The sequence below is a fragment of the Microbacterium sp. PI-SA-G genome (assembly GCF_057215335.1).
Map to the genome: position 1 here is coordinate 3,016,728 of NZ_CM170103.1, position 20,067 is coordinate 3,036,794.

Annotated in this window: 20 protein-coding genes; 13 read left to right on the forward strand and 7 right to left on the reverse strand. The window is 69.8% G+C overall.

The features are described from left to right. Nucleotides 1–31 precede the first annotated feature (31 nt). From AC2D10_RS14840 to AC2D10_RS14870, 7 genes are all read left to right on the forward strand, one after another. The gene (locus tag AC2D10_RS14840) at nucleotides 32–982 is read left to right on the forward strand and encodes an ABC transporter permease (RefSeq protein ID WP_484708767.1); all 951 of its coding nucleotides are present in this window, start codon (nucleotides 32–34) and stop codon (nucleotides 980–982) included. Then, nucleotides 979–1,968: an ABC transporter permease gene (locus AC2D10_RS14845; RefSeq protein ID WP_484708768.1), complete on the forward strand. Its 990-nt coding sequence runs from the start codon at nucleotides 979–981 to the stop codon at nucleotides 1,966–1,968. Before AC2D10_RS14840 ends, AC2D10_RS14845 begins: the two co-directional genes overlap by 4 nt. Beyond that, the gene (locus AC2D10_RS14850) at nucleotides 1,965–3,539 is read left to right on the forward strand and encodes an ABC transporter substrate-binding protein (protein WP_484708769.1); all 1,575 of its coding nucleotides are present in this window, start codon (nucleotides 1,965–1,967) and stop codon (nucleotides 3,537–3,539) included. Before AC2D10_RS14845 ends, AC2D10_RS14850 begins: the two co-directional genes overlap by 4 nt. 124 nt (nucleotides 3,540–3,663) lie before the next feature. Then, a complete protein-coding gene (locus AC2D10_RS14855; RefSeq protein WP_484708771.1) occupies nucleotides 3,664–4,524 on the forward strand; it encodes an ABC transporter ATP-binding protein in 861 nt (286 codons plus the stop codon). Continuing rightward, the gene (locus AC2D10_RS14860; RefSeq protein ID WP_484708772.1) at nucleotides 4,521–5,333 is read left to right on the forward strand and encodes an ATP-binding cassette domain-containing protein; all 813 of its coding nucleotides are present in this window, start codon (nucleotides 4,521–4,523) and stop codon (nucleotides 5,331–5,333) included. The genes AC2D10_RS14855 and AC2D10_RS14860 overlap by 4 nt, the downstream gene beginning before the upstream one ends. Nucleotides 5,334–5,400: 67 nt before the next feature. Beyond that, complete coding sequence (locus AC2D10_RS14865; protein ID WP_484708773.1) at nucleotides 5,401–6,588, forward strand: NAD(P)/FAD-dependent oxidoreductase; 1,188 nt, start codon at nucleotides 5,401–5,403, stop codon at nucleotides 6,586–6,588. 131 nt (nucleotides 6,589–6,719) lie between these two features. Further along, nucleotides 6,720–7,493 (forward strand): hypothetical protein, encoded by a 774-nt coding sequence (locus AC2D10_RS14870; RefSeq protein WP_484708774.1) that lies wholly within the window; start codon nucleotides 6,720–6,722, stop codon nucleotides 7,491–7,493. A 53-nt stretch (nucleotides 7,494–7,546) separates the two neighbouring features. Here AC2D10_RS14870 and AC2D10_RS14875 read toward each other — a convergent pair whose 3' ends face one another. The 7 genes from AC2D10_RS14875 to AC2D10_RS14905 form a co-directional block, all read right to left on the reverse strand. Then, nucleotides 7,547–7,957, reverse strand: a complete 411-nt coding sequence (locus tag AC2D10_RS14875) for an HNH endonuclease (RefSeq protein WP_484708775.1) — start codon at nucleotides 7,955–7,957, stop codon at nucleotides 7,547–7,549. Nucleotides 7,958–8,128: 171 nt separating this feature from the next. Continuing rightward, complete coding sequence (locus AC2D10_RS14880) at nucleotides 8,129–8,404, reverse strand: winged helix-turn-helix transcriptional regulator (protein WP_484708776.1); 276 nt, start codon at nucleotides 8,402–8,404, stop codon at nucleotides 8,129–8,131. Further along, nucleotides 8,401–8,805 carry a VOC family protein gene (locus AC2D10_RS14885; protein ID WP_484708778.1) on the reverse strand — a complete coding sequence of 135 codons (405 nt, stop codon included), beginning with the start codon at nucleotides 8,803–8,805 and terminating at the stop codon, nucleotides 8,401–8,403. The genes AC2D10_RS14880 and AC2D10_RS14885 overlap by 4 nt, the downstream gene beginning before the upstream one ends. Before the next feature lie 31 nt (nucleotides 8,806–8,836). Continuing rightward, nucleotides 8,837–9,631: a hypothetical protein gene (locus AC2D10_RS14890; protein ID WP_484708779.1), complete on the reverse strand. Its 795-nt coding sequence runs from the start codon at nucleotides 9,629–9,631 to the stop codon at nucleotides 8,837–8,839. Between the two features lie 54 nt (nucleotides 9,632–9,685). After that, nucleotides 9,686–11,167 carry an HNH endonuclease signature motif containing protein gene (locus tag AC2D10_RS14895; RefSeq protein ID WP_484708780.1) on the reverse strand — a complete coding sequence of 494 codons (1,482 nt, stop codon included), beginning with the start codon at nucleotides 11,165–11,167 and terminating at the stop codon, nucleotides 9,686–9,688. 142 nt (nucleotides 11,168–11,309) lie between these two features. Next, on the reverse strand, nucleotides 11,310–11,927 hold the full coding sequence (locus AC2D10_RS14900) for a class I SAM-dependent methyltransferase (RefSeq protein WP_484708781.1): 618 nt from the start codon (nucleotides 11,925–11,927) through the stop codon (nucleotides 11,310–11,312). A 35-nt stretch (nucleotides 11,928–11,962) separates the two neighbouring features. Beyond that, complete coding sequence (locus tag AC2D10_RS14905; RefSeq protein WP_484708782.1) at nucleotides 11,963–13,867, reverse strand: helix-turn-helix domain-containing protein; 1,905 nt, start codon at nucleotides 13,865–13,867, stop codon at nucleotides 11,963–11,965. A gap of 210 nt (nucleotides 13,868–14,077) precedes the next feature. On the opposite strand from AC2D10_RS14905, the gene AC2D10_RS14910 reads away from it, so the two are divergent. Genes AC2D10_RS14910 through AC2D10_RS14935 form a run of 6 tightly spaced genes read left to right on the forward strand, consistent with a single transcriptional unit; the run spans nucleotide 14,078 to nucleotide 20,063 of the window. Continuing rightward, nucleotides 14,078–15,358: a hydroxymethylglutaryl-CoA reductase, degradative gene (locus AC2D10_RS14910; protein WP_484708783.1), complete on the forward strand. Its 1,281-nt coding sequence runs from the start codon at nucleotides 14,078–14,080 to the stop codon at nucleotides 15,356–15,358. Next, entirely contained in the window at nucleotides 15,355–16,347 is a 993-nt protein-coding gene (locus AC2D10_RS14915) for a hydroxymethylglutaryl-CoA lyase (RefSeq protein WP_484708784.1), read from the forward strand. Before AC2D10_RS14910 ends, AC2D10_RS14915 begins: the two co-directional genes overlap by 4 nt. Then, nucleotides 16,344–17,573: a CaiB/BaiF CoA transferase family protein gene (locus AC2D10_RS14920; RefSeq protein WP_484708785.1), complete on the forward strand. Its 1,230-nt coding sequence runs from the start codon at nucleotides 16,344–16,346 to the stop codon at nucleotides 17,571–17,573. Before AC2D10_RS14915 ends, AC2D10_RS14920 begins: the two co-directional genes overlap by 4 nt. Next, entirely contained in the window at nucleotides 17,570–18,403 is an 834-nt protein-coding gene (locus tag AC2D10_RS14925; protein WP_484708786.1) for an FAS1-like dehydratase domain-containing protein, read from the forward strand. Before AC2D10_RS14920 ends, AC2D10_RS14925 begins: the two co-directional genes overlap by 4 nt. Then, on the forward strand, nucleotides 18,400–19,038 hold the full coding sequence (locus tag AC2D10_RS14930; protein ID WP_484708787.1) for an FMN-binding negative transcriptional regulator: 639 nt from the start codon (nucleotides 18,400–18,402) through the stop codon (nucleotides 19,036–19,038). The genes AC2D10_RS14925 and AC2D10_RS14930 overlap by 4 nt, the downstream gene beginning before the upstream one ends. After that, the gene (locus AC2D10_RS14935) at nucleotides 19,035–20,063 is read left to right on the forward strand and encodes an ornithine cyclodeaminase (protein WP_484708789.1); all 1,029 of its coding nucleotides are present in this window, start codon (nucleotides 19,035–19,037) and stop codon (nucleotides 20,061–20,063) included. The genes AC2D10_RS14930 and AC2D10_RS14935 overlap by 4 nt, the downstream gene beginning before the upstream one ends. Nucleotides 20,064–20,067 lie beyond the last annotated feature (4 nt).

Sequence of the window (20,067 nt, forward strand, 5' to 3'; positions counted from 1 at the left end):
GATGTCCACGGCCACGACGACGGGATCCTGAATGACCCGCTACATCATCACCCGCGTGCTGTCGTCGCTCTTCGTACTGTTCGTGCTCTCGGTCATCGTGTTCTCGATGGTGCGGATCATCCCGGGCGACCCGCTGGCCTCGTTCGCCGACCCCGCGAACCCGGACCCCGCGAAGCTCGACGCCCTGCGGCAGAAGCTCGGCCTCGACCAGCCGGCGATCACGCAGTACTTCATCTGGCTCGGGGGAGTGCTGCGGGGCGACTTCGGTGCCGCCATCACGCTCCCCGGCGAGGTGTCGGACATGATCGCGAACCGGCTGCCGCTCAGCCTCACCCTCGCGGTCATGGCCACGCTGTTCGGCGTCGTGCTGGGGCTGCCCGCCGGCATCCTGGCCGCCACCCGCTGGCGCCGACCGAGCGATCACATCGTGCGCGGCACCTCGTTCGTGCTCCTCGCGACACCGCCGTTCGTGCTCGGGGCCGTGCTGATCCTGATCAACTCGCTCACCCTGAAGCTGCCGCTCGTCGGGTACGCCGGGGCCGCGGGCAACCCGCTGCGCGCGATCGGGGTGCTGGTGCTGCCGGCGCTGCTCATCGGCATCGTGCTCGCGGCGATCATCGCCCGGTACACGCGCGGCACGCTCCTCGACACCCTCGGGCAGGACTTCGTGCGCACCGCGCGGGCGAAGGGCGCCTCACCCTCACGACTGGTCGGTCGGCATGCGCTGCGCAACGCGCTCATTCCCGTGACGACCGTCGTCGGCATCGAGCTCGCCGCGCTCGTGGGCGGCACAGTCGTCATCGAGCAGGTGTTCTCGCTCCCCGGCATGGGGCAGCTGCTGCTCACCGGCATCCGCAGCTCGGATTACCCGATCATTCAGGCGACCGTGCTGCTGATCGGCGCCGTGTACGTCGGCATCAACTTCATCGTCGACCTGATCTATCCGCTGATCGATCCCCGAGTGAGAGTGCACACGCGATGACCGTCACCCGCGAACTCGCCCTCGTCGCCGCCGTCGGTCAGCGCCGGCGGCGCCCGAAGCTCGGCCCGTCGTTCTGGGCCGGTGCCGGCATCCTCTCCTTCATCCTGCTGCTCGCCGGATGGATGAGTCTGTGGCCGCCGTTCGATCCGCTCGGCACGGCCGGTCCGGCGATGAGCCCGCCCTCGGGCGACACCTGGCTGGGCACCGACAACCTCGGCCGCGACACGTTCACCCGCCTCGCGCTCGCCGCCCGCACCAGCCTGCTCATCTCGGGCGCCGGAGCCCTGCTGGGCGCGGTGGTCGGCACCACGCTCGGACTCATCGCCGGGTACGTGGGCGGATGGGTGGATGCCGTCATCATGCGCATCGTCGACGCGCTGCTCGCCCTGCCCGCGATCCTCGTGGCCCTGGTGGTCGGCGTCGTGATCGGCAACGGCGCGTGGCCGCTGATCCTGGCACTCGGACTGGTCTTCGCTCCCGGCTTCGCCCGGGTGATGCGGGCCCCGGTGATCGCCCTGCGCGACCGGGACTTCGTGCTCGCCGCCCGCCTCTCGGGAGTCCGCGGCAGCCGCATCATCGCGGAGCACCTGCTGCCGAACGTGCTCACGCCGCTGTTCGTGCAGTTCGCGTCGGTCGCGTCGCAGATCGTGCTGATCGAGGCGGCGCTCAGCTACCTCGGCCAGGGCGTGCAGGCTCCCGAGCCCTCGGCCGGCCGCATGATCAGCGAGTTCACGCGCTTCATGCAGATGCAGCCGCTGCTGATCATCCTGCCGTCGCTGGTGATCATCCTGCTGTCGGCGGCGTGGAACCTGCTCGCCGACGGATTGCAGGACTGGCTCGCGCCCCGGCGGGAGCCCGCGTTCTCGCTCGGCCGTGGTGGCGGACGACGCGCCCCGAAAAACGGTACGACCAGCACGACCAGCACGACCCTCACCACAGAGAGCACGACCCGAGGCACCACCCACACAGAGAAGAGTCAGCGATGAAGAGGTCATATCTTGCGGGCGCGGCGGTCATCATGGCCGGCGCCCTGGTACTCACCGGATGCGGAACAGGCACGGGGGAGACCACCGGCACCGTCGCCGACGGCGAGCCCGTCGCCGGCGGCACCCTGACATGGGGCGTTCCCGCCGAGCCTTCCGCCGGCGGCGTCGACCCGATGGTCGCCTCCGCGATCGCGGCCGAGGTGATCAACTCGATCGCCTACGACACCCTCCTCACTCGTGAGAACGACGGCACCGTGAACCCGGCGCTCGCCACCGAATGGGAGCAGACCGACGAGCTCACGTGGGTCTTCCAGTTGCGCGACGATGTGACCTTCGCCGACGGCAGCCCGTTCGACGCGTCGGATGTCGTCTACTCGTTCGAGACGCGCAAGGACGGCGGCACCAACGCCACCTACCTCGTGAACATGGAGAGCGTCGAGGCGACGGGCGACCACGAGGTCACGTTCCACTTCAGCCAGCCCGACGGCACCTTCCTCGATGCGGTCTCGGCACGTCAGACGTTCTTCATCGTCAGCGAAGAGGGGTACGGCGCGGCATCCGAAGAGGAGCGCCAGACCACGACGTTCGGCACCGGCGCCTTCCAGGTGACCGAGTGGTCGCAGGGCGTGAGCGTCACGATGGACAAGAACGAGAGCTACTGGGGTGAGGAGCCGAACCTCGACCAGGTCGTGTTCGAGCTCTACCCCGACGAGAGCACCCTGCTCGCGGCCGTGCAGCAGGGGAGCGTGCAGGCGGCGTCGTTCATCGATGGCAACCTCGCGAGTCAGGCGGAGTCCGCCGGGTTCACACTCGGTGAAGCGGCGTTCCGCCAGAACCTCGCGATCTACATCAACCCCGAGGCCGGGCCCCTCGCCGACGTGAACGTGCGCCGTGCGTTCTCGCTCGCGCTGGACCGTCAGGCCCTGGTCGACACCGCGATGCTCGGCAATGCCGGGATCTCGTTCGTGCCGCCGGCCGGCGACCCCGGAGCCCCGGACGCCTCGGACCTGCCGTACTACGAGCGCGACGTCGACGAGGCCAAGAAGCTGCTGGCCGAGGCCGGTCAGACCGACCCCGAGATCACTCTCGCGTACATGGGTGACGTGGCGCAGTCGCACCACCCGGTGTACGAGATGATGCAGCAGCAGTTGGCCGAGGCGGGCATCACGCTCAACCTCGAGGCCACGCCGCTGTCGGAGATCGCCCCGATCTTCACCACGGGCGAGTCCTGGACCGACCTGGTCGCGATTCCCGGCAGCCCGCGCGCCTCGGCCGCGTTCTACCTGCAGCCCGTGCTGCTCGAGGGTGGCGTGTACAACCACTGGGACGGCAACCCCGACGCCGACAAGGCGCGCGAGCTGCTGAACCAGGCCATGGCCGCGGCGACTCCCGAGGAGTACAACGACCTCGTGGCTCAGCTCGCGGAGGAATCCGCCGAGCAGGTGCTCGAGTTCGTGCCGGCCGCCGTGCCCGTGTACTTCGAGGTCTGGGACGCGAACAAGCTCAAGGGCTACGAAGCCGACGCGTTCTACTCGCGCTACAAGCTCGACTCGGCCTGGTTGACCGAATGAGCAGTCGTCGCGGCTCCTTCACCGCGCGGGTCCGCGCGGGCTCGCGCGGTGAAGGGTCAGAACTTGTCGCACGCGGATGCTTCCGCGCGGCGTGTCTTGACCTCTCACCGGGAAGGTCGCACACATGACTGACGCGCTCCGCGTGGAAGACCTGTCGATCGCATACGGCACCGCCCCGCCGTCCGTGACGGGAGTGTCGCTCCGGGTGCGCGCAGGGGAGATCGTCGGCGTCATCGGAGAGTCGGGCAGCGGCAAGTCCAGCGTCGCATTGGCGATGATGGGGCTGCTGCCCGACTCGGCCACGGTCACCGCCCGGACGATGACCGTGGCCGGGTCCGAGATGAAGGAAGCCTCGGAACGCGACTGGGGTACCGTGCGGGGCGTGCGCGCCTCGATGGTGTTCCAGGAGCCGATGTCGGCACTGAATCCGTGCATGCGGATCGGCGCGCAGATCGCCGAGGTGCTGCGGATCCACGGCGTCGGCGACAAGAAGGCGGCAGATGCGAAAGCCCTCGACATCCTCCGTCTGGTGCGGATGCCGGAGCCGGAGCGCCGCATGCGGTACTACCCGCACCAGCTCTCGGGCGGGCAGCGACAGCGGGTGGTGATCGCGATCGCGGTGGCCGCCGACCCGACACTGCTCGTCGCCGATGAGCCCACCACCGCGCTCGACGTCACCGTGCAGGCGCAGATCCTCGACCTGATCCGCACGCTGCGCGACGAGACCGGCATGGGCGTGCTGTTCATCAGCCACGACCTCGGCGTCATCGGGCAGCTGTGCGAGCGGATCGCGGTGATGTACCGCGGGCGGATCGTGGAGTCCGGCACCACCCAGCGCGTGCTCGAGAATCCCCAGCATCCGTACACGCGGGCGCTGCTCGAGAGCATCCCGCGGCCGTCCGTGCCGGTGCGCTCGCCGCTGGCGGTCATCCCGGCCGACAACGACTTCGACGCGGTTCCGGCCGTTCTGGAGGAGGCATCGTGAATTCATCGTCGACGGTCTCTGCGGCTGAGGAGGCGCTGCCGGATGACGTGCTGCGGGTGAGTAACATCACCCAACGCTTCGGTCACGGCGACAATGCCCTGCTCGCGCTGGATGACGTGAGCCTGAACGTGCGGCGCGGCGAGACGCTCGGGCTAGTCGGCGAATCGGGATCCGGCAAGAGCACGCTGGCCCGCGCGATCCTGCTGATGCGCAAGCCGACCTCCGGCAGCATCGAGTTCGACGGCGGAGACGTGACCGGGCTGCGCGGATCGGCGCTGCGCCGTCACCGCCGCCGCGTGCAGATGGTGTTCCAGGACCCGAACGACTCGCTGGATCCGCGCTTCGCGATCGGACGGTCGGTGGCCGAACCGCTGGTCGCCGCCGGGATGCCGAGTGCCGATCGGACCATGCGCGTGTACGAGTCGCTGGAGCAGGTCGGCATCCCCGCTGATGCCGTCAACCGCTACCCCCACGAGTTCTCGGGAGGACAGCGGCAGCGCATCGCGATCGCCCGCGCCATGGCGGCGGATCCGGAGTTCATCGTGCTCGACGAGCCGACCTCCGCGCTCGACGTGTCGGTGCAGGCGCAGGTGCTGAATCTCCTCGTGCGGCTGCAGGAGCGGACCGGCGTCACCTACCTCTTCATCACGCACAACCTCGCCGTGGTGCACCACCTCGCGCATCGCGTGGCCGTGATGCACGACGGGAAGATCGTTGAGGAGGGCACCGGCGAGCAGGTCATGAACGCGCCGCAGCATCCGTACACGCGCACCCTGCTGGATTCCATGCCGGTGCTGTACCGGACGTAAGCGCGGTTCCTCGGCCCATCAATCAAGGGGATGGTGCAAATTCGGCGGTTCGAGGATGCTCGGGAGCATGACGAGCTCTTCGACACGAAGCGGACGACCGATCCTGATTATCGGCGGAGGGAACGGCGGTGTCGCGATCGCCGCGCGGCTGCGTCGCCGCGGGGTCGACGACGTGATGATCGTCGAGCCGCGAGACGAGCACGTGTATGCGCCGCTGCAGTCGCACATCGCCGGCGGGGTCGCGGATCGCCGGCCGGTGGTGCGCCCTCAGGCCGCGGTCACGCCGCGCGGGGTGACGTGGGTGCAGGATCGCGTGGCTGCCGTGTTCCCCGACGAGAGCATGGTCGAGCTGTCATCCGGCAGGCGGATCGAGTACGAGCAGCTCATCATCGCGGCCGGGATCGAGCAGCACTGGGACGCGGTCCCGGGTCTGGAAGAGGCGAAGAGCAGCCCGACGCTGGTCTCGAACTACACGCTTGACCTGGCGGAGGAAGCATCCACCGCTCTGCAGAACATCCGCTCCGGGACGGTCGTCTTCACGCAGCCCGCCGAGCCGGCCTCGTGCGCCGGCGTCTCACAGAAGCCGATGTACCTCGCGTGCGATCGGTGGAAGCGCCTCGGGCTGCTGTCCGGCATCCGGGTGGTGTTCGTCACCGCCGAAGACGCGCCCTTCGGCATCCCGGAGGTGGCGTCGGAGCTGTCTCGCAAGCTCGACGAGTACGGCATCGAGACGCTCTTCGGGGCGGAGGTCGTCGAGGTGCGCTCCGATCTGCGGGAGGTCGACGTCGAGCGCGACGGCCAGTGGACCACCATCCGGTACGACCTCCTGCATGCGGTGCCGCCGCAGCGCGCGGCCGACTGGATCCGCGCGAGCGGGTTGAGCGGAGCGGACGGGTTCGTCGACGTCGATCCCGAGACGCTACGTCACGGTCGATGGGCCAACGTCTGGGCGCTCGGCGACGCCACGTCGGTCACGCCGATCCGCTCGGGCGGGGCGCTGCGGCCGCAGGCGAAGGTCATCGCCGACGCGCTCACCAAGCCCGCGAAGAACACTCGCTACGACGGCTACAGCGTGACCCCCTTCACTGTCACCAGGCGCACGGCGGTGTTCGCGGAGTTCGACCGCTCCGGTCGCCTGACGCCGTCGATCCCGTTCTGGAAGAAGCTGTATCGCGAACGCCGCTTCACGTACCTGCTGGATCGGTGGGTGCTGCCGTGGGTGTACTGGAACCTCATCCTGAAGGGGCGGGCGTGACGGAGGGCGCACGAGCGGCTGCTCGGACTCTGAGTGCATTGGTCTGAGGGTGGCTCCGGTTCGACTGCGCGGCGGTCGGGTCGCACATCCGCTTCTGGTGATGAATCCATCCGGCCGATATATTCGGCCATATGGACCGTCGCACCAAGATCACCATCGGAGTGTCTGCTCTCGTGGTCGGAGGTCTTGTCGCCCTTGCGGTGCCTGCGCTCTCGGTCACGGCGGACGTCATTCGTGCAGCAGCGCAAGGGGTCGGGAATCTGACTCGAACGTCGACTCCGTCGCCCACGCCCACGCCCACGCCATACGCGGAGGAGCAGATCGAGTTGGCGGATGCCGGGGTGCCGGAGGGCTACGTCGAGATCTCGAAGGGCACCTGGATCCCTGCGGGAGGGCCGGGCGATTGCTCCACGACGGCGGTGATCACGATCGAAGACGGGGTACCCGCGGTTCTGGGTGGCGGCGTGACGGACCAAGGAGCAAGGGATGGCGCACGTGGCGAGGTCGTGTCCGACGCGGCCGGCGTCCGCTCGTATGTCGTTGCGCCGAACGACAACCTGATCGCGATCGGGGAGCGTCTGTGCGTCTCGTATCCGACGCTGATGACCTTCAATCACGTGCTGGGCGCCGCGATCCAACCCACCCAGGAGCTCATCCTTCGTCCGGATCCGTCCATTCCCTGGATCGACCCCTACGCGCCTTTCGAGGCACCTCCGGGGACCAACACCGTGGCATACAACACCGCGATCTACGAGATGGGGACGTTCGTCCGAGCCCGGGACCTGACAGCCGCCCGCGCCCTGTGGACGCGCTTGGCGCCTGATGTCTCTCCGGAGGCGTCAGCCGTCGCGACCCGAGCCTTCGACGACGTGGATTGGTACGTGCTGGGGCATCTCTTCCCCTGACCTGCGGCTGACCTGTGCGGCTGACCTCTGCGCCTGATTTCTGCGCCGCCGGGTCATGCGTCGTCGTGGTCTTCTGCCGGGTCGTGATCGTCTTCTGCAGAGACGAGTGCAGTGAGTATCGTCGCGTGCCGGACGAGGAACGTTCTCTCGTCGAGCCGCTTGCGACGAAGCCACGCGGTGACCTCGCCATTGTGTTTGCTCGCGTTGCACGACGCGCAGGCCGGAACAACGTTCTGAAGCGTGTAGCGGCCACCGCGCGAAATCGGCATGATGCAGTCGCGTTGCAGGGCGACATCCGCCGCCTGGCAATACGCGCAACCGCCCCACGCCTCGCGGATACGACCCCATTGTTCGGGCGTGAGGTCGTTGTCGACGCGAGCTAAGCGTTGCTTTCTGCGCTTGGCGTACCGAGCCGCAGTCGCAGCGGACCTCTTGGCGGTGGGGAACTTGCGACCAGGAGGCACATCATCACCGTACTGCGCGCTGCGCGGTGTCTCGACGCGGCGGCACCGCTGCCTAGAGGTTCAGAGCATTCATCGATGGGGAGAGTGGAGCGCGGCCCGTGCGGGCGCGCGTTCGGGGGACGTTGATCGCGCACGAGTGGCAAGCTGCTGCGTGTCGTGCTGACCGCACCGTTATTCCGCGCCCCAGCGTCCGAGCGCGACGATCGCCTCGCGCAGGGCCGCGCCTCGGTCGGTGAGTGCGTAGGCCCGAGTGTTGTGCCGGAGCGGGAGGCGGGACAGGATGCCGGCGGCTTCGAGCTCGCGCAGACGGGTCGCGAGCATGTTCGTCGGCGCTCCGAGCTCCCGCTGGAGGTCGCCGTATCTCTTCGGTCCCTCGAGCAGCTGTTCCACGATGAGGAGGGCCCACCGTGCTCCCACGATGTCGAGAGCGGCAGCGAGGTTGCTCACGCGCTCTGATCGTCGTCCGGCTTCATCCAGAACGGGGAGTAGTGGTAGCCGTCGGGATCGTCGAACTGGCGCTGATACATGAACGGGTAGTCGTCGGTGTCGCCGATCCTGCCTCCGGCCGCCTCGGCGCGCTCCACCAGCGCGTCAACTGCTTCCCGGCTGGCGAGGTCGAACGACACGGTGACCTTCGAGGGCGTGTCGGGTCCGCCGATCAGCTCGTCGACGCCGCCGACGCTGGCGTACATCTCGCGGCTGCCGAGCATGACGTATTGCTCGGGCGCGATCGCGAAGCAGGAGACGTTGTGGTCCGACATCTCGGTGTTGAGGGTCCAGCCGAGGGCCGTGTAGAAGGCGGTCGCGCGTTCGACGTCCGCGACGGGGCACGTGATGAAGAGGCTCATGCGGTGATACTTGCAAAAAGCAAGTGAGGAGTCAAGTGGTGGGGACGGATCCCTCCCAGCCGCGCACCTCATGCACGGACGCCCGTTTCGGGTAACCGCCGCCGGTGCGTCGCAGCTCGAAGAGGTCGATCATCAGGAAGAGAGAATAATCGGGGGCCTGGGCGATACGCCGCACCACGCTCCCTTCGCACCCGATGATCGTCTCTCCTTCGCCCCAGATCACCGTCCAGGTGTGGGGGCGCGACGCGCCGAGGGGAGTCGTCACCTCACTCATGTCGTCGACCAGGCGAGGATCATGATGTGCTTTGATGCCCGCGCGGGCGGTGGTGCTGCTGTCGCGGATCGCTTCCGCGTCTATCTCGAACACGCAGATCTCGCCGGATTCGTCGGTGGAGCGATGCTCGGTCCCCACGAGCCACGCTGCAGTCATGCATCCCTCGTCTGTGCTGGCGGAGACGGTGATGTCGAAGCGTCCGGATGATGGAGCGAACAGCAAGCGCGTGGGCGTAGGAGTGCGCACGACGAGTCCGTCGGGGCGGTGGCGGTGCGTGCCGCGAGTCGACCCGATAGGGCCCGAGAAGACGCCCGTCTGCAGGTTCGAAACTCGCAACGGCGCGTCTTCGGGCCGCCAGTCTGGCTGGGCCTCGTCGATGCGGAGATGGATGCCGTCGACGCCGGGCTCGATCCGCGCCGCGGACCGCTCCGGCGTGGACCACTGCGGGAGATAGTGCGCGACCCACAGCGCGGGGTTCGGTCCGTCCGCGAAGTCGTCGGCGAAGTCTGGCGGACGCGTGGGCGTCGGCGGGAGAGGCTCAAAAGGCGACATGACGCCATGGTGGCATGACGGGTGCGCGCACTGACAGCGCATGAGCTCGACCTGTCATGCCTGCAGCGGCATGTGCACGCGGGGCCGCGGAGCGCGCCAACGGCGCAGAGGGTCCCACCACGCCGGACCACGCACCTCGGGCGCGCCGTTGTGCATGCGGATCTCCCACCCGCTGGTCTCCAGCGTGCGATGGTGGTGCCAGCAGAGCGCGATGCCGTTGTCGGTGCTGGTCGGCCCGCCGCGGGCATACTCCTGCACGTGGTGGATCTCGCACCACGACGCGGGCACGTGGCATCCGGGAATCAGACACTCGCGGTCGCGGAGGGCGATCGCTCGGCGCTGATGCACGGTGAAGATGCGTTCGGTCGCACCGATGCCGATGATGCGGCCTTCCGGATCGAAGAGCACGCGCTGCACCGTGCCGCCGCAGGCGGTGTGCCGGGCCGTGGCGACCGAGACGAGCGCGTCGACACCCTCGACGCGCGCCCACCCGCGGCCGGTCGCGTAGTCCTCGGCCGTGACGGACACCACGACCGTGGGGGCGGCGCCACCGAGGCGCGGCATCTCGTCGTGCCGGGCAGCGATACCGAGTGCGGCGGCGAGAGCATCGTGCTGCTTCTGCGACCGGGAGCGCGTGTCGACCATGCCGCCGGGGTTGTCGCTGGGCAAGGTGCCGTCGTCGAGAGCCTCGTCATCGCGCCACTGATCGTCGCGACCCTGGTCTTCACGACTCGACGGGGCGAAGCGCACGCCGGGCAGCGGTGGACCGTTGACCTTTGGATTCAGGTACGCGTCCCAGATGCGCTGCAACTGCGCGGCCACTTCGGGCAGCAGGGTGCCGCGGATCGGGATCACGCCGTCCTTCGCGCGCCCGAGCACGACGCCGCGCGCCTTCATGGCGCGCTCTTCGGTCGGTGCAGCGCCGTCGGCATCGAGGTACGCGGCAATCGCCTGGGCGAGCAGGCGCAAGTCTTCGGGGGTGGCCGGGGGCGCGGTGTCCGCAGCATCGGCATCAGCATCAGCCCCCGCGCACCCGCGGGCGAATCCGGCCAGGTCAGCGTCGGCCCGCAGCCGATCCGCGGTGCCGATGCGCGAGCCCGCGCGCTCGATCGGCCACGTCGCCGCCAGCAGTCCTGCCACGCCGATCACTCCGTCGAGGAGCGCGCCGCGCAACTGCGGCCAGCGCGCGGGCAGTGGTGCCCCGGTGGTGATCTCGGTGTCGCGGCGCATGAGCTTCGCGGCCTTCACAACGCGCCCGGCCCCAGCGGCATCGGTCCGCAGCGCGCGCTCGAGCAGCTCGCCCACCGACCCGCGTCCGAACTGCGAGCAGAACGTGACCGTGCCTGATCCGGCGCGCCGCTCGTCGACCGACGCGACGGTCTCGACGATCAGCGCCTCGGTCGCCCGCTGCACCTCGCCCAGTGCGCGCAGAAGCTGCATCTTGTCGGCGTCGGGAAGCAGTGCCACCGCGTCTGAGGACAGCAGATCGCGCAGGCCGGAGGCGGCCTGATCGACGATGTCTGCGGGGCTGTTCATACCCCTCAGTCAACTCGGGGCCATCGACATTCAGAGCAGATAAGCCCAGTTCACGCAATAAATCCTCGCAATCTGTGAACAACTTCCCGAAGGCCTTCGCTCGTGCAGACAGAGTGGCACCGCACCCCCGCAGGCGCCCGGGTCACCCCTCGCCGAGCCCCAGCCGGCGCTCGCAGATGATCGCGCCCACCGGACGCTGCCCCCGCGCCTCGCGCAGATACGTTTCCTGAACCTCGAATCCCACCGCGTCCAGAAGTTCGCGAAGCCGCTCCGCCGGCCACCGGTAGGCCCGCGTCACGGCGTGGTCGAAGGGCTCGATCTCCGAGCCGCTGAAGAACCCGAGCAGAAGTCGGCCGCCCGGCCGCAGCACGCGCGCGAACTCCGCGAACGGCACCAGAATCCCGTCCGGGTCGTGGTGGATCGTCGAGAACCATGCCAGCACGCCCCCGAGGGATCCGTCGTCGGCGTCGATGTCGTCGATGCTCCCGAGGTCGAAGCGGATCCCGGGATACGCAGACCGAGCATGATCGATGAACGACGGGACGAGGTCGATCCCGCGGGCGTCGAGTCCGAGCCCGAGTCCGTTCAGATGACTCGTCCAGTGCCCGGGGCCGCAGCCGGCGTCGAGGACATCTCCGTCGATGTCGGCCGCCCAGGTCTCGACGATCTGGCGGTCGGACGGATGCACCGACGCCATCGATCCGAGAAGCTCGACGTACTCTGCGGCGCGAGCCGAGTACGCGCGGGTCGTGGTGGTCACCGTGCGAGGCTACCGGGCGCGGGGCCCGCCACCCCTCACCGCATCTGCAGCCGATCACGCAATTCGTCGAGCCGCACCGCGATGCCGATGCGGAACATCCGCTCGTCGTCGCGCCACGATGCGCCGAGCACCTGGTCGAGCCGGTCGAGGCGCTGCAGGATCGTGTTGGTATGGAAGTTCAACGCGCGAGCCGTGCGCGTGGGGCTGCCGTTGTGCCGCACGAACGCGCGCAGCGTGCCGAGCAGATCGGCCCCGCGCTCGCGGTCGTACTCGCGCACGGCGCCGATCGTGTCGCGCAGGAACGCGCTGAGCGCCCGCACGTCGGTGTCGAGGATCGCCGAGTACGGCAGGAAGTCGTCGACCTGCGCGGTGATGTCGGAGATCTCGAGCGCGGCGATGAGTCGGGCGGTGCGCATCGCCGTCTGGAACGCCTCGGGCAGCGCGCCCGAGGCGGGCCGCGGAACGACGACCGAGACGGGATGCTGGATCGCCGATGCCACCCGTCGGCGCAGCCGCTCGGTGTCGACGGCCCCGCGTTCGGCGCTGTGCACCGCCACGACGAAGCCGCGGTACTCGCCGACGAGCGAGCGGTCGTCGAGCTGGCGGCTCAGTTCGCGCAGCACGGTGGTCTGCTGATCGCCCGGCACGGCCAGCAGGATCAGCGAGTCGAGCACGGTCAGGTCGACGCCCAGTCGCCGGGCACGCCGTTCGACGTCGCTGCGCCGCTCGGGCACGTCGTCGAGCAGATCGGCGACGAGCTCGCTGCGGATGCGCAGATCGGCTCCGGATGCCGCCTCCTGCTGCAGCTCCAGCAGCGCGCCGACCTGCGCCGCGCGCTCGATCGTGCGCAGGTCCACGGCGCCCAGCTCGAAGTCGCCGTCACCGAGCAGCAGCGCGCCGAAGTGGCGACTGCCCGCCGACAGTGCGGCGACCGCCCGCACCCCCGCGCCCGGCACGGTGACGCAGTAGCCCGAACGACGGCTCTCGGCGATCGCATCGCGCACCGGCTGCTGCAGCGTCAGCATCCCCGGCGCCAGCGGCAGACCGGCGGCGGCGATGATGTGCTCCTGCGCGTCGATGATGGCGACAGCCCGACCGAGCGCCGACGCCAGGGTCTCGGCGACGGGGCCGAATCCGCCGCCGGCGAGCACGGCCTGCACGAGCTCCTGGTGCACGGTGTTGGCGCGGTCGCGCTCGACGAGGTGCGCGGTGAGGTTCGCGAGGTTCGTGCGGCTCTCGTCTTCGGACTCCTGCAGGTCGCGCATCGTCTGCGTGGTCTGCAGGATGATCGAGGCGTGATCGGCGACCGCGGTGAGCAGCGCGACCTGGTCGGGGGTGAAGCTGCGCGCCTCGCGGTTCGCGACGAACAGCACGCCGAGCACGTCGTCGGAGGTCACCATCGGCACGCCGAGCAGCGACACCAGCCCCTCGGACGACACGGCGTCGTCGATGCCCGAGTCGTGCCGCTCCCTCGCGTACTCCGAGTAGTCGGCGACCCAGTGCGGCATCCGCGACTCGACGACGACGCTGGCGAGTCCGCGCCCCGGCGGCACGCGCAGCGTCTGGAACGAGGCGCTCACCGAACCACTCGTCTCGCGCACCCGCAGCTCTCGGGTGTCGGGGTCGAACTCCGAGAGGTAGGCCAGGTCGACGCCCATCATCTCGTGTGCGCGCTGCACCAGCCGGGCGAGCACGGCGTCGCTGTCGCGCAGCTCGGCCAGCTCGCGGGCGCTCGAGAACAGGGCCGAGAGTTCATGTTCGCGGCGCCGCAGCCGTGCGATCTCGCGCTGGGCGCGGTGCACGCGCTCGGCGATCTCCGCGGCATCCGCCTCGGCCGCGCCCAGCTGGGCGAGCGCGTCGCCGACCGCGGTGGGCCCGACGAGGTCGCTGTCGTGTGCGGCATCGAGCAGTGTGGCGATCGCGTCGGATGCGCGGCTCATGAGAGCTCCTTCGGCGGTCGGGGGCGCGGGGCAGAGCGGGGGTGCCTTCAGTGTCGAGCATGGAGGACGTCGAGCGGATGTGTCAATCACATACACCGTTGCCGGTTCGCTGAGTGATCCGTCCATCGCCGCGAGCGGATGCCGCTTCTAGTGTCATTCGAAGAACCGCGGTGCCGAGGATCCGGCGACCGCCCGTCAGGAAGGCCGCCGATGCCGATCAACAGCCGAATCCCCGGTCTGCGCGACCACACCCCCGAGAAGCGCCTCTCTCTGGTGGCAGACGGAGCGGGACTCGGCGCGGGCGACCTCGACGCCCTGCAGCCCGCGGCCGGGCTCTCGCTCGCGCAGGCCGACCACATGATCGAGAACGTCGTCGGTCTGATCGCGATCCCGGTGGGCGTCGCCACGAACTTCCGCATCGACGGCGTCGACCGTCTGGTGCCGATGGCCACCGAGGAGCCGAGCGTTGTCGCCGCCGCCTCGAACGCCGCCCGCATGGCCCGCGGCCTGGGCGGCTTCACCACCTCGTACACGGGCGACGTGATGATCGCGCAGATCCAGGTGCTCGACGCGATCGACCCGCACGGCACCCGCTTCGCGCTGCTCGAGGCGAAGGACGAACTGCTCGCGCTCGCGAACGAGCAGGACCCCGTGCTCGTCTCGTTCGGCGGCGGGGCGTTCGACATCTCGGTGCGCGTGCTGCCGACCCGCGCCGGGGTGCAGGTCATCGTGCACCTGCACGTCGACGTGCGCGACGCCATGGGCGCCAATGCGGTGAACACCATGGCTGAGGCCATCGCCCCGCGCATCGCCGAGGTCGCCGGCTCCCGCACCCTGCTGCGCATCCTCACCAATAAGGCCGAGCTGCGACTGACCCGCGCCCGCGCGGTGTTCGACGCCGAGATGCTCGGCGGCGCGCAGGTCGTCGACGACATCGTCGCGGCCAGCGCCTTCGCCGAGGCCGACGCCTACCGCGCCGCCACGCACAACAAGGGCATCATGAACGGCATCAGCGCGGTCGTGCTCGCCACCGGCAACGACACCCGGGCGGTCGAATCGGGATGCCACTCGCACGCGGCCCGCGCCGGCGGATACACCGCCCTGTCGCAGTTCGAGAAGGATGCCGACGGCAACCTGGTCGGCACGCTCGAGGTCCCGCTCGCGGTCGGCCTGGTCGGGGGAGCGACCCGCGCACACCCCACCGCCCAGGCCGCGGTGCGACTGCTGGGCATCGACACCGCCCGCGAACTCGCCAGCATCATCGCCTCGGTCGGACTCGCGCAGAACCTCGCGGCGTGCCGGGCGCTCGCCGCGGAGGGCATCCAGCGCGGACACATGACCCTGCACGCCCGCACCGTCGCCGCGAGTGCCGGCGCCGAGGTCGACGAGATCGGCGAGGTCGCCCGCCGCATCGTCGCCGAGCGCCGCATCCGCGTGGAGTACGCCCGCGAGGTGCTGGCCGCACTCCGCGCCGAGAGCAGCGCGTCGTGACCGCCGCTCCGCGCCCGCGCGTCGAGCGCGAACCGGGGCTGCCCGCCCGCGTCACCGTGTACGAGGTGGCGCCGCGTGACGGACTGCAGGCCGAGACCGACATCATCCCCGCCGCGGTCAAGGCGGAGCTCTGCCGCCGGCTGTATGCCGCGGGATCCCGCGACCTCGAGATCTCGAGCTTCGTGCCCGCGACATGGGTGCCGCAGCTCGCCGACGCCGCCGAGGTGTTCGCCGACGTCGAGGTGCCCGCGGGCGCTCGCGCCGTCGCCCTGGTGCCGAACCTGCGGGGACTCGAACGCGCTGTCGAGGTCGGGGTGCGCGAGGTCGCCGTCGTGGTCAGCGCGACCGAGTCGTTCGCGAAGGCGAATCTCAACAACACCCGACGCGGGGCGATCGACCGCGCCGTCGACGTGATCGCGGCGGCCACCGCGCAGGGCATCCCGGTGCGCGGGTACGTGTCGATGGCCTTCGGAGACCCCTGGGAGGGCCAGGTCGACATCGCCGCCGTGACCTCGGCGGCCGCCGACCTGCACGCGGCCGGCGCGCACACGATCGCGCTCGGCGACACGATCGGCGTGGCCACCCCCGGACTCACGAGCCGCGTCGTCAGCGAGACGCTGGCCGCCGGCATCCCCCTCGATTCCCTCGCCCTGCACCTGCACGACACCTACGGCCAGTCGCTCGCGAACGTGCACGCGGCCCTGCGCCTGGGCGTCGCCGAGTTCGACGCCTCGGTCGGCGGACTGGGTCGCTGCCCGTACGCGAAGGGCGCGACCGGTAACCTCGCGACAGAGGACCTGGTGTGGATGCTGCACGGGCTCGGAATCGAGACCGGACTCGACCTCGGGGCCCTCGCGGCGACGACCGAATGGCTCTCGCGCGTGCGCGGCATCCGCGCGCCGTCGGCCGTGGCACGCGCCCTGATCGCCGCCGGACTCGACACGTCAGACATCCGCAGGCCCGACACCGCACTGGAGGCGACCTCATGACCGACTTCTCCCTTCCCGCTCCGGGCGCGCTCGCCGGAATCACGGTGCTCGACCTCTCGCGCGTGCTCGCCGGTCCCTACGCCGCCCAGATGCTCGCCGATCTCGGCGCGACCGTGATCAAGATCGAGAACCCGCGCGACCCCGACGTGTCACGCGGGTTTCCGCCGTACCTCACCCACGGCGACGAGGAGTTCAGCGCCTATTACGCGCAGTACAACCGTGGCAAGCTCGGCGTCGGACTCGACCTGTCGAACCCCGCCGGCGTCGAGGTGCTGAAGGACCTCGTGCGCTCGGCCGACGTGCTCGTCGAGAACTTCCGCCCCGGCACGATGTCCAAGCTCGGCGTCGGCTACGACGTGCTGCACGAGATCAACCCGACGCTCGTGTACGTCGCGATCTCGGGCTACGGGCACACCGGATCGCGCACCCGACGCCCCGCGTTCGACAACACCGCGCAGGCGGCGGGCGGCCTGTGGTCGATGAACGGCTACCCCGATCAGCCGCCGGTGCGCGTGGGCGTCACGATCGGCGACGTCTCGGCGACGCTGTTCGCCGTGATCGGAACCCTGGCAGCGCTCCGCCACGCCGAGGCCACGGGCGAAGGCCAGCTGGTCGACGTCGCGCAGGTCGACAGCATCCTGGCCCTGACCGAGACCGCCGTGGTCGACTACACCGTCACCGGAAAGGTGGCGACCCCGGCGGGCAACGAGCACGCCTGGGTGCGCCCCTACGAGCTGTTCGACTGCGCCGACGGGCAGGTGTTCTTCGGCGCGTACACCGACAAGCTCTGGAACGCGAGCTGCGACCTGTTCGGCACCCCCGAGCACAAGGCCGACCCCGAGATCGACACCATGCGCAAGCGGTTCGACGCCGAGGTCTACGACCGCCGCGTCAAGCCGATCGTCGCGGCCTGGCTCGCCGACCGCACCAAGGCCGAGCTCGAGGAGTTGGCCGGCGACGTCGTGCCGCTGACCGCGGTGAAGACGATCGCCGAGGTGGTCGACGACCCCGGCACCGCCGAGCGCGACATGATCGTGTCGGCCGACTACGGCGACCTCGGCGTGCTGCGCATGTTCGGCCAGCCGATCAAACTCTCGGCCACCCCCGCGAACCCCGGGCGGGTGGCCAACCGGCTCAGCGAGCACGCGGATCAGGTGCTCGCCGACCTCGCCGGCTACGACGCCGAGCGCATCGCGGCGCTGCGGGCCGACGGCGTGCTGCCGTGAGCGTGGTGCGCCGCGAGACCGTGCGTGCCGCGACCGTCGAGGCGTACCGCGGCACCTTCGCCGCCGGCGAGACGGCACTCCGCGACCGCGCCGAGCTGCCCGCCGCGTGGGAGGGCGTGCTATTCCCCTTCGCCGTGCCGCTCGCCGATCTGCGACCCGACGGCACCCCGGCGCGCGACGGCGTGATTCCCGAGATCGACCTGCCCCGCCGCATGTACGCGGGGGAGACGACCGAGTTCCTGCGCCCGCTGCATCTGGGCGACGAGGTCACCCAGACCACGCGCCTCGGCGAGGTCGTCGAGAAGAACGGCTCGCGTGGACGCCTGATGTTCGTCGACGTGGAGCGCGAGTACGCGGTCGACGGCGAGGTCGCGATCCGCAGCGTCTGGCACGACGTGTTCCTCGAGGCGGCGGAGGCGGCGGATCCGGATGCTGCGCCGCGGCCCCCGCGCACCGACCCGGATGCCGCGACCGACGCCGACTGGAGCGAGGAGTTCGTGCTCGACGCGCGGCAGCTGTTCCGCTTCTCGGCGCTGACGTTCAACACGCACCTGATCCACTACGACCGGGCCTGGGCGCGCGACGTCGAGGGGCTGCCCGACCTGCTCGTGCACGGCCCGCTCACCCGCATCCTGCTGATGGACGCAGCCCGCCGTCACGCTCCCGATCGCCCGGTCGCGACGCTCGACGTGCGCGCGATCGCCCCCGTGCTGGTGGACCGCACGGTGCGCCTGTACGGTCGGTCGCAGGGCGATCGCACCCTCGTCACCGCGCTCGACGACGCCGACGTCGTGCTCGCCACGGCCGAGATCACCTGGAGACACGCATGAGGCACACCCCCGACTACGCCCTCGACGACGTCGAGGCCGTCCGCGCGCTCGTGCGCGAGAACCCGTGGGGCACGATCATCAGCTTCGTGCCCGGCAAGGGACTCGTCGCCTCGCACTATCCGCTGCTGCTCGAAGAGGATGCCGAGGGCATCGTGCTCGTCAGCCACGTCGGCCGACCGGACGAACGTCTGCACGAGCTCGGCGCGCACGAGGTGATGGTCATCGTCTACGGACCGCAGGGCTACGTCTCGCCGAGCTGGTACGACACCTCGCCGGCGGTGCCCACCTGGAACTTCGCGGTCGCGCACTTACACGGCACCCCCGAGCTCCTGTCGGACGACGAGAACCTGCGCGTGCTCGACCGGCTGGTGGCGCACTTCGAGAACGCGCTGCCCGAGCCCTACCTGATGCACCAGACCCTGGAGAACACCGCCTACGCCGAGCGCATCGTGCACGGCACGGTCGGCTTCCGGCTGCGGGTCGACCGATTCGAGGCGAAAGAGAAGATGAGTCAGGACAAGCCGGTCGAGATCGTCAACCGTGTGATCGAGGCGCTCGGCGAGCCGGGCCCGTACCGCAACCCCGCACTGGCGGCCCGCATGGCCCGTGTGCACGGAAGAGAGCAGGGCGCATGACCGCGTTCGTGGGTGTCGCCGACATGGTGACCTGGATCGCGCGGCACGGTGCGGAGCGGATCATGGCCGAGATGGCCGACACGATCGAAGAGGACTTCCGGCGCTGGGAGTCCTTCGACAAGAGCGAGCGGGTGGCCAACCACACCCCGTTCGGCGTGATCGAGCTGATGCCGATCAGCGACCCCGACCTGTACGCGTTCAAGTACGTCAACGGACACCCGTTCAACCCGGGGCGCGGGTTCCAGACCGTGACGGCGTTCGGCGTACTCGCCGACGTGCACAACGGCTACCCCGTGTTCCTCGCCGAGATGACGGTGCTCACGGCGCTGCGGACGGCGGCCACCTCGGCGATGGTGGCGCGGGCGCTCGCCCGCCCCGACTCGCAGGTGATGGCGATGATCGGTGCCGGCAGCCAGGCGGAGTTCCAGGCGCTGGCGTTCCGCGCGGTGCTCGGCATCCGCACCCTCCGGATCTTCGACGTCGACGAGGGGGCGTCCGCCAAGCTGGTGCGCAACCTCGCGCCGCGCGGCTTCGACGTGACGGTGTGCTCCTCGGCATCCGAGGCAGCGCGGGGAGCCGACATCGTCACCACCTGCACCGCCGACAAGGCGGTCGCGCAGGTGCTCACCGATGCGGATGTCGCCCCCGGCATGCACATCAACACGATCGGCGGCGACTGCCCCGGCAAGACCGAGCTCGACCCGCGCATCCTCGAGCGCGGTCCGGTGTTCGTCGAGTACACGCCGCAGACCCGTGTCGAGGGCGAGATCCAGAACGTCGCCGCCGACTTCCCGGTGACCGAGCTCTGGCGCGTTTTGAACCAGATCGCTCCCGGGCGCACCTCGCCCGAGCAGGTCACCATCTTCGACTCGGTCGGATTCGCCATCGAGGACTTCTCGGCGCTGCGGCACCTGCGCGCGAGCGTCGAGGGCACCGACCTCGGCCGCGAGATCGACCTGGTCGCGACGCCCGAGGATCCCAAGGATCTGTTCGGCTTCACCACTCACCCCGTCCCCGTCGCCTGACCGG

Coding starts and splice junctions, on each gene's coding strand:
- AC2D10_RS14890 (WP_484708779.1), bottom strand. CDS start 9,631: ATGTCGCCTTTTGAGCCTCTCCCGCCGACGCCCACGCGTCCGCCAGAC.
- AC2D10_RS14885 (WP_484708778.1), bottom strand. CDS start 8,805: ATGAGCCTCTTCATCACGTGCCCCGTCGCGGACGTCGAACGCGCGACC.
- AC2D10_RS14935 (WP_484708789.1), top strand. CDS start 19,035: ATGACCGCGTTCGTGGGTGTCGCCGACATGGTGACCTGGATCGCGCGG.
- AC2D10_RS14930 (WP_484708787.1), top strand. CDS start 18,400: ATGAGGCACACCCCCGACTACGCCCTCGACGACGTCGAGGCCGTCCGC.
- AC2D10_RS14850 (WP_484708769.1), top strand. CDS start 1,965: ATGAAGAGGTCATATCTTGCGGGCGCGGCGGTCATCATGGCCGGCGCC.
- AC2D10_RS14905 (WP_484708782.1), bottom strand. CDS start 13,867: ATGAGCCGCGCATCCGACGCGATCGCCACACTGCTCGATGCCGCACAC.
- AC2D10_RS14895 (WP_484708780.1), bottom strand. CDS start 11,167: ATGAACAGCCCCGCAGACATCGTCGATCAGGCCGCCTCCGGCCTGCGC.
- AC2D10_RS14845 (WP_484708768.1), top strand. CDS start 979: ATGACCGTCACCCGCGAACTCGCCCTCGTCGCCGCCGTCGGTCAGCGC.
- AC2D10_RS14855 (WP_484708771.1), top strand. CDS start 3,664: ATGACTGACGCGCTCCGCGTGGAAGACCTGTCGATCGCATACGGCACC.
- AC2D10_RS14870 (WP_484708774.1), top strand. CDS start 6,720: ATGGACCGTCGCACCAAGATCACCATCGGAGTGTCTGCTCTCGTGGTC.
- AC2D10_RS14920 (WP_484708785.1), top strand. CDS start 16,344: ATGACCGACTTCTCCCTTCCCGCTCCGGGCGCGCTCGCCGGAATCACG.
- AC2D10_RS14865 (WP_484708773.1), top strand. CDS start 5,401: ATGACGAGCTCTTCGACACGAAGCGGACGACCGATCCTGATTATCGGC.
- AC2D10_RS14910 (WP_484708783.1), top strand. CDS start 14,078: ATGCCGATCAACAGCCGAATCCCCGGTCTGCGCGACCACACCCCCGAG.
- AC2D10_RS14840 (WP_484708767.1), top strand. CDS start 32: ATGACCCGCTACATCATCACCCGCGTGCTGTCGTCGCTCTTCGTACTG.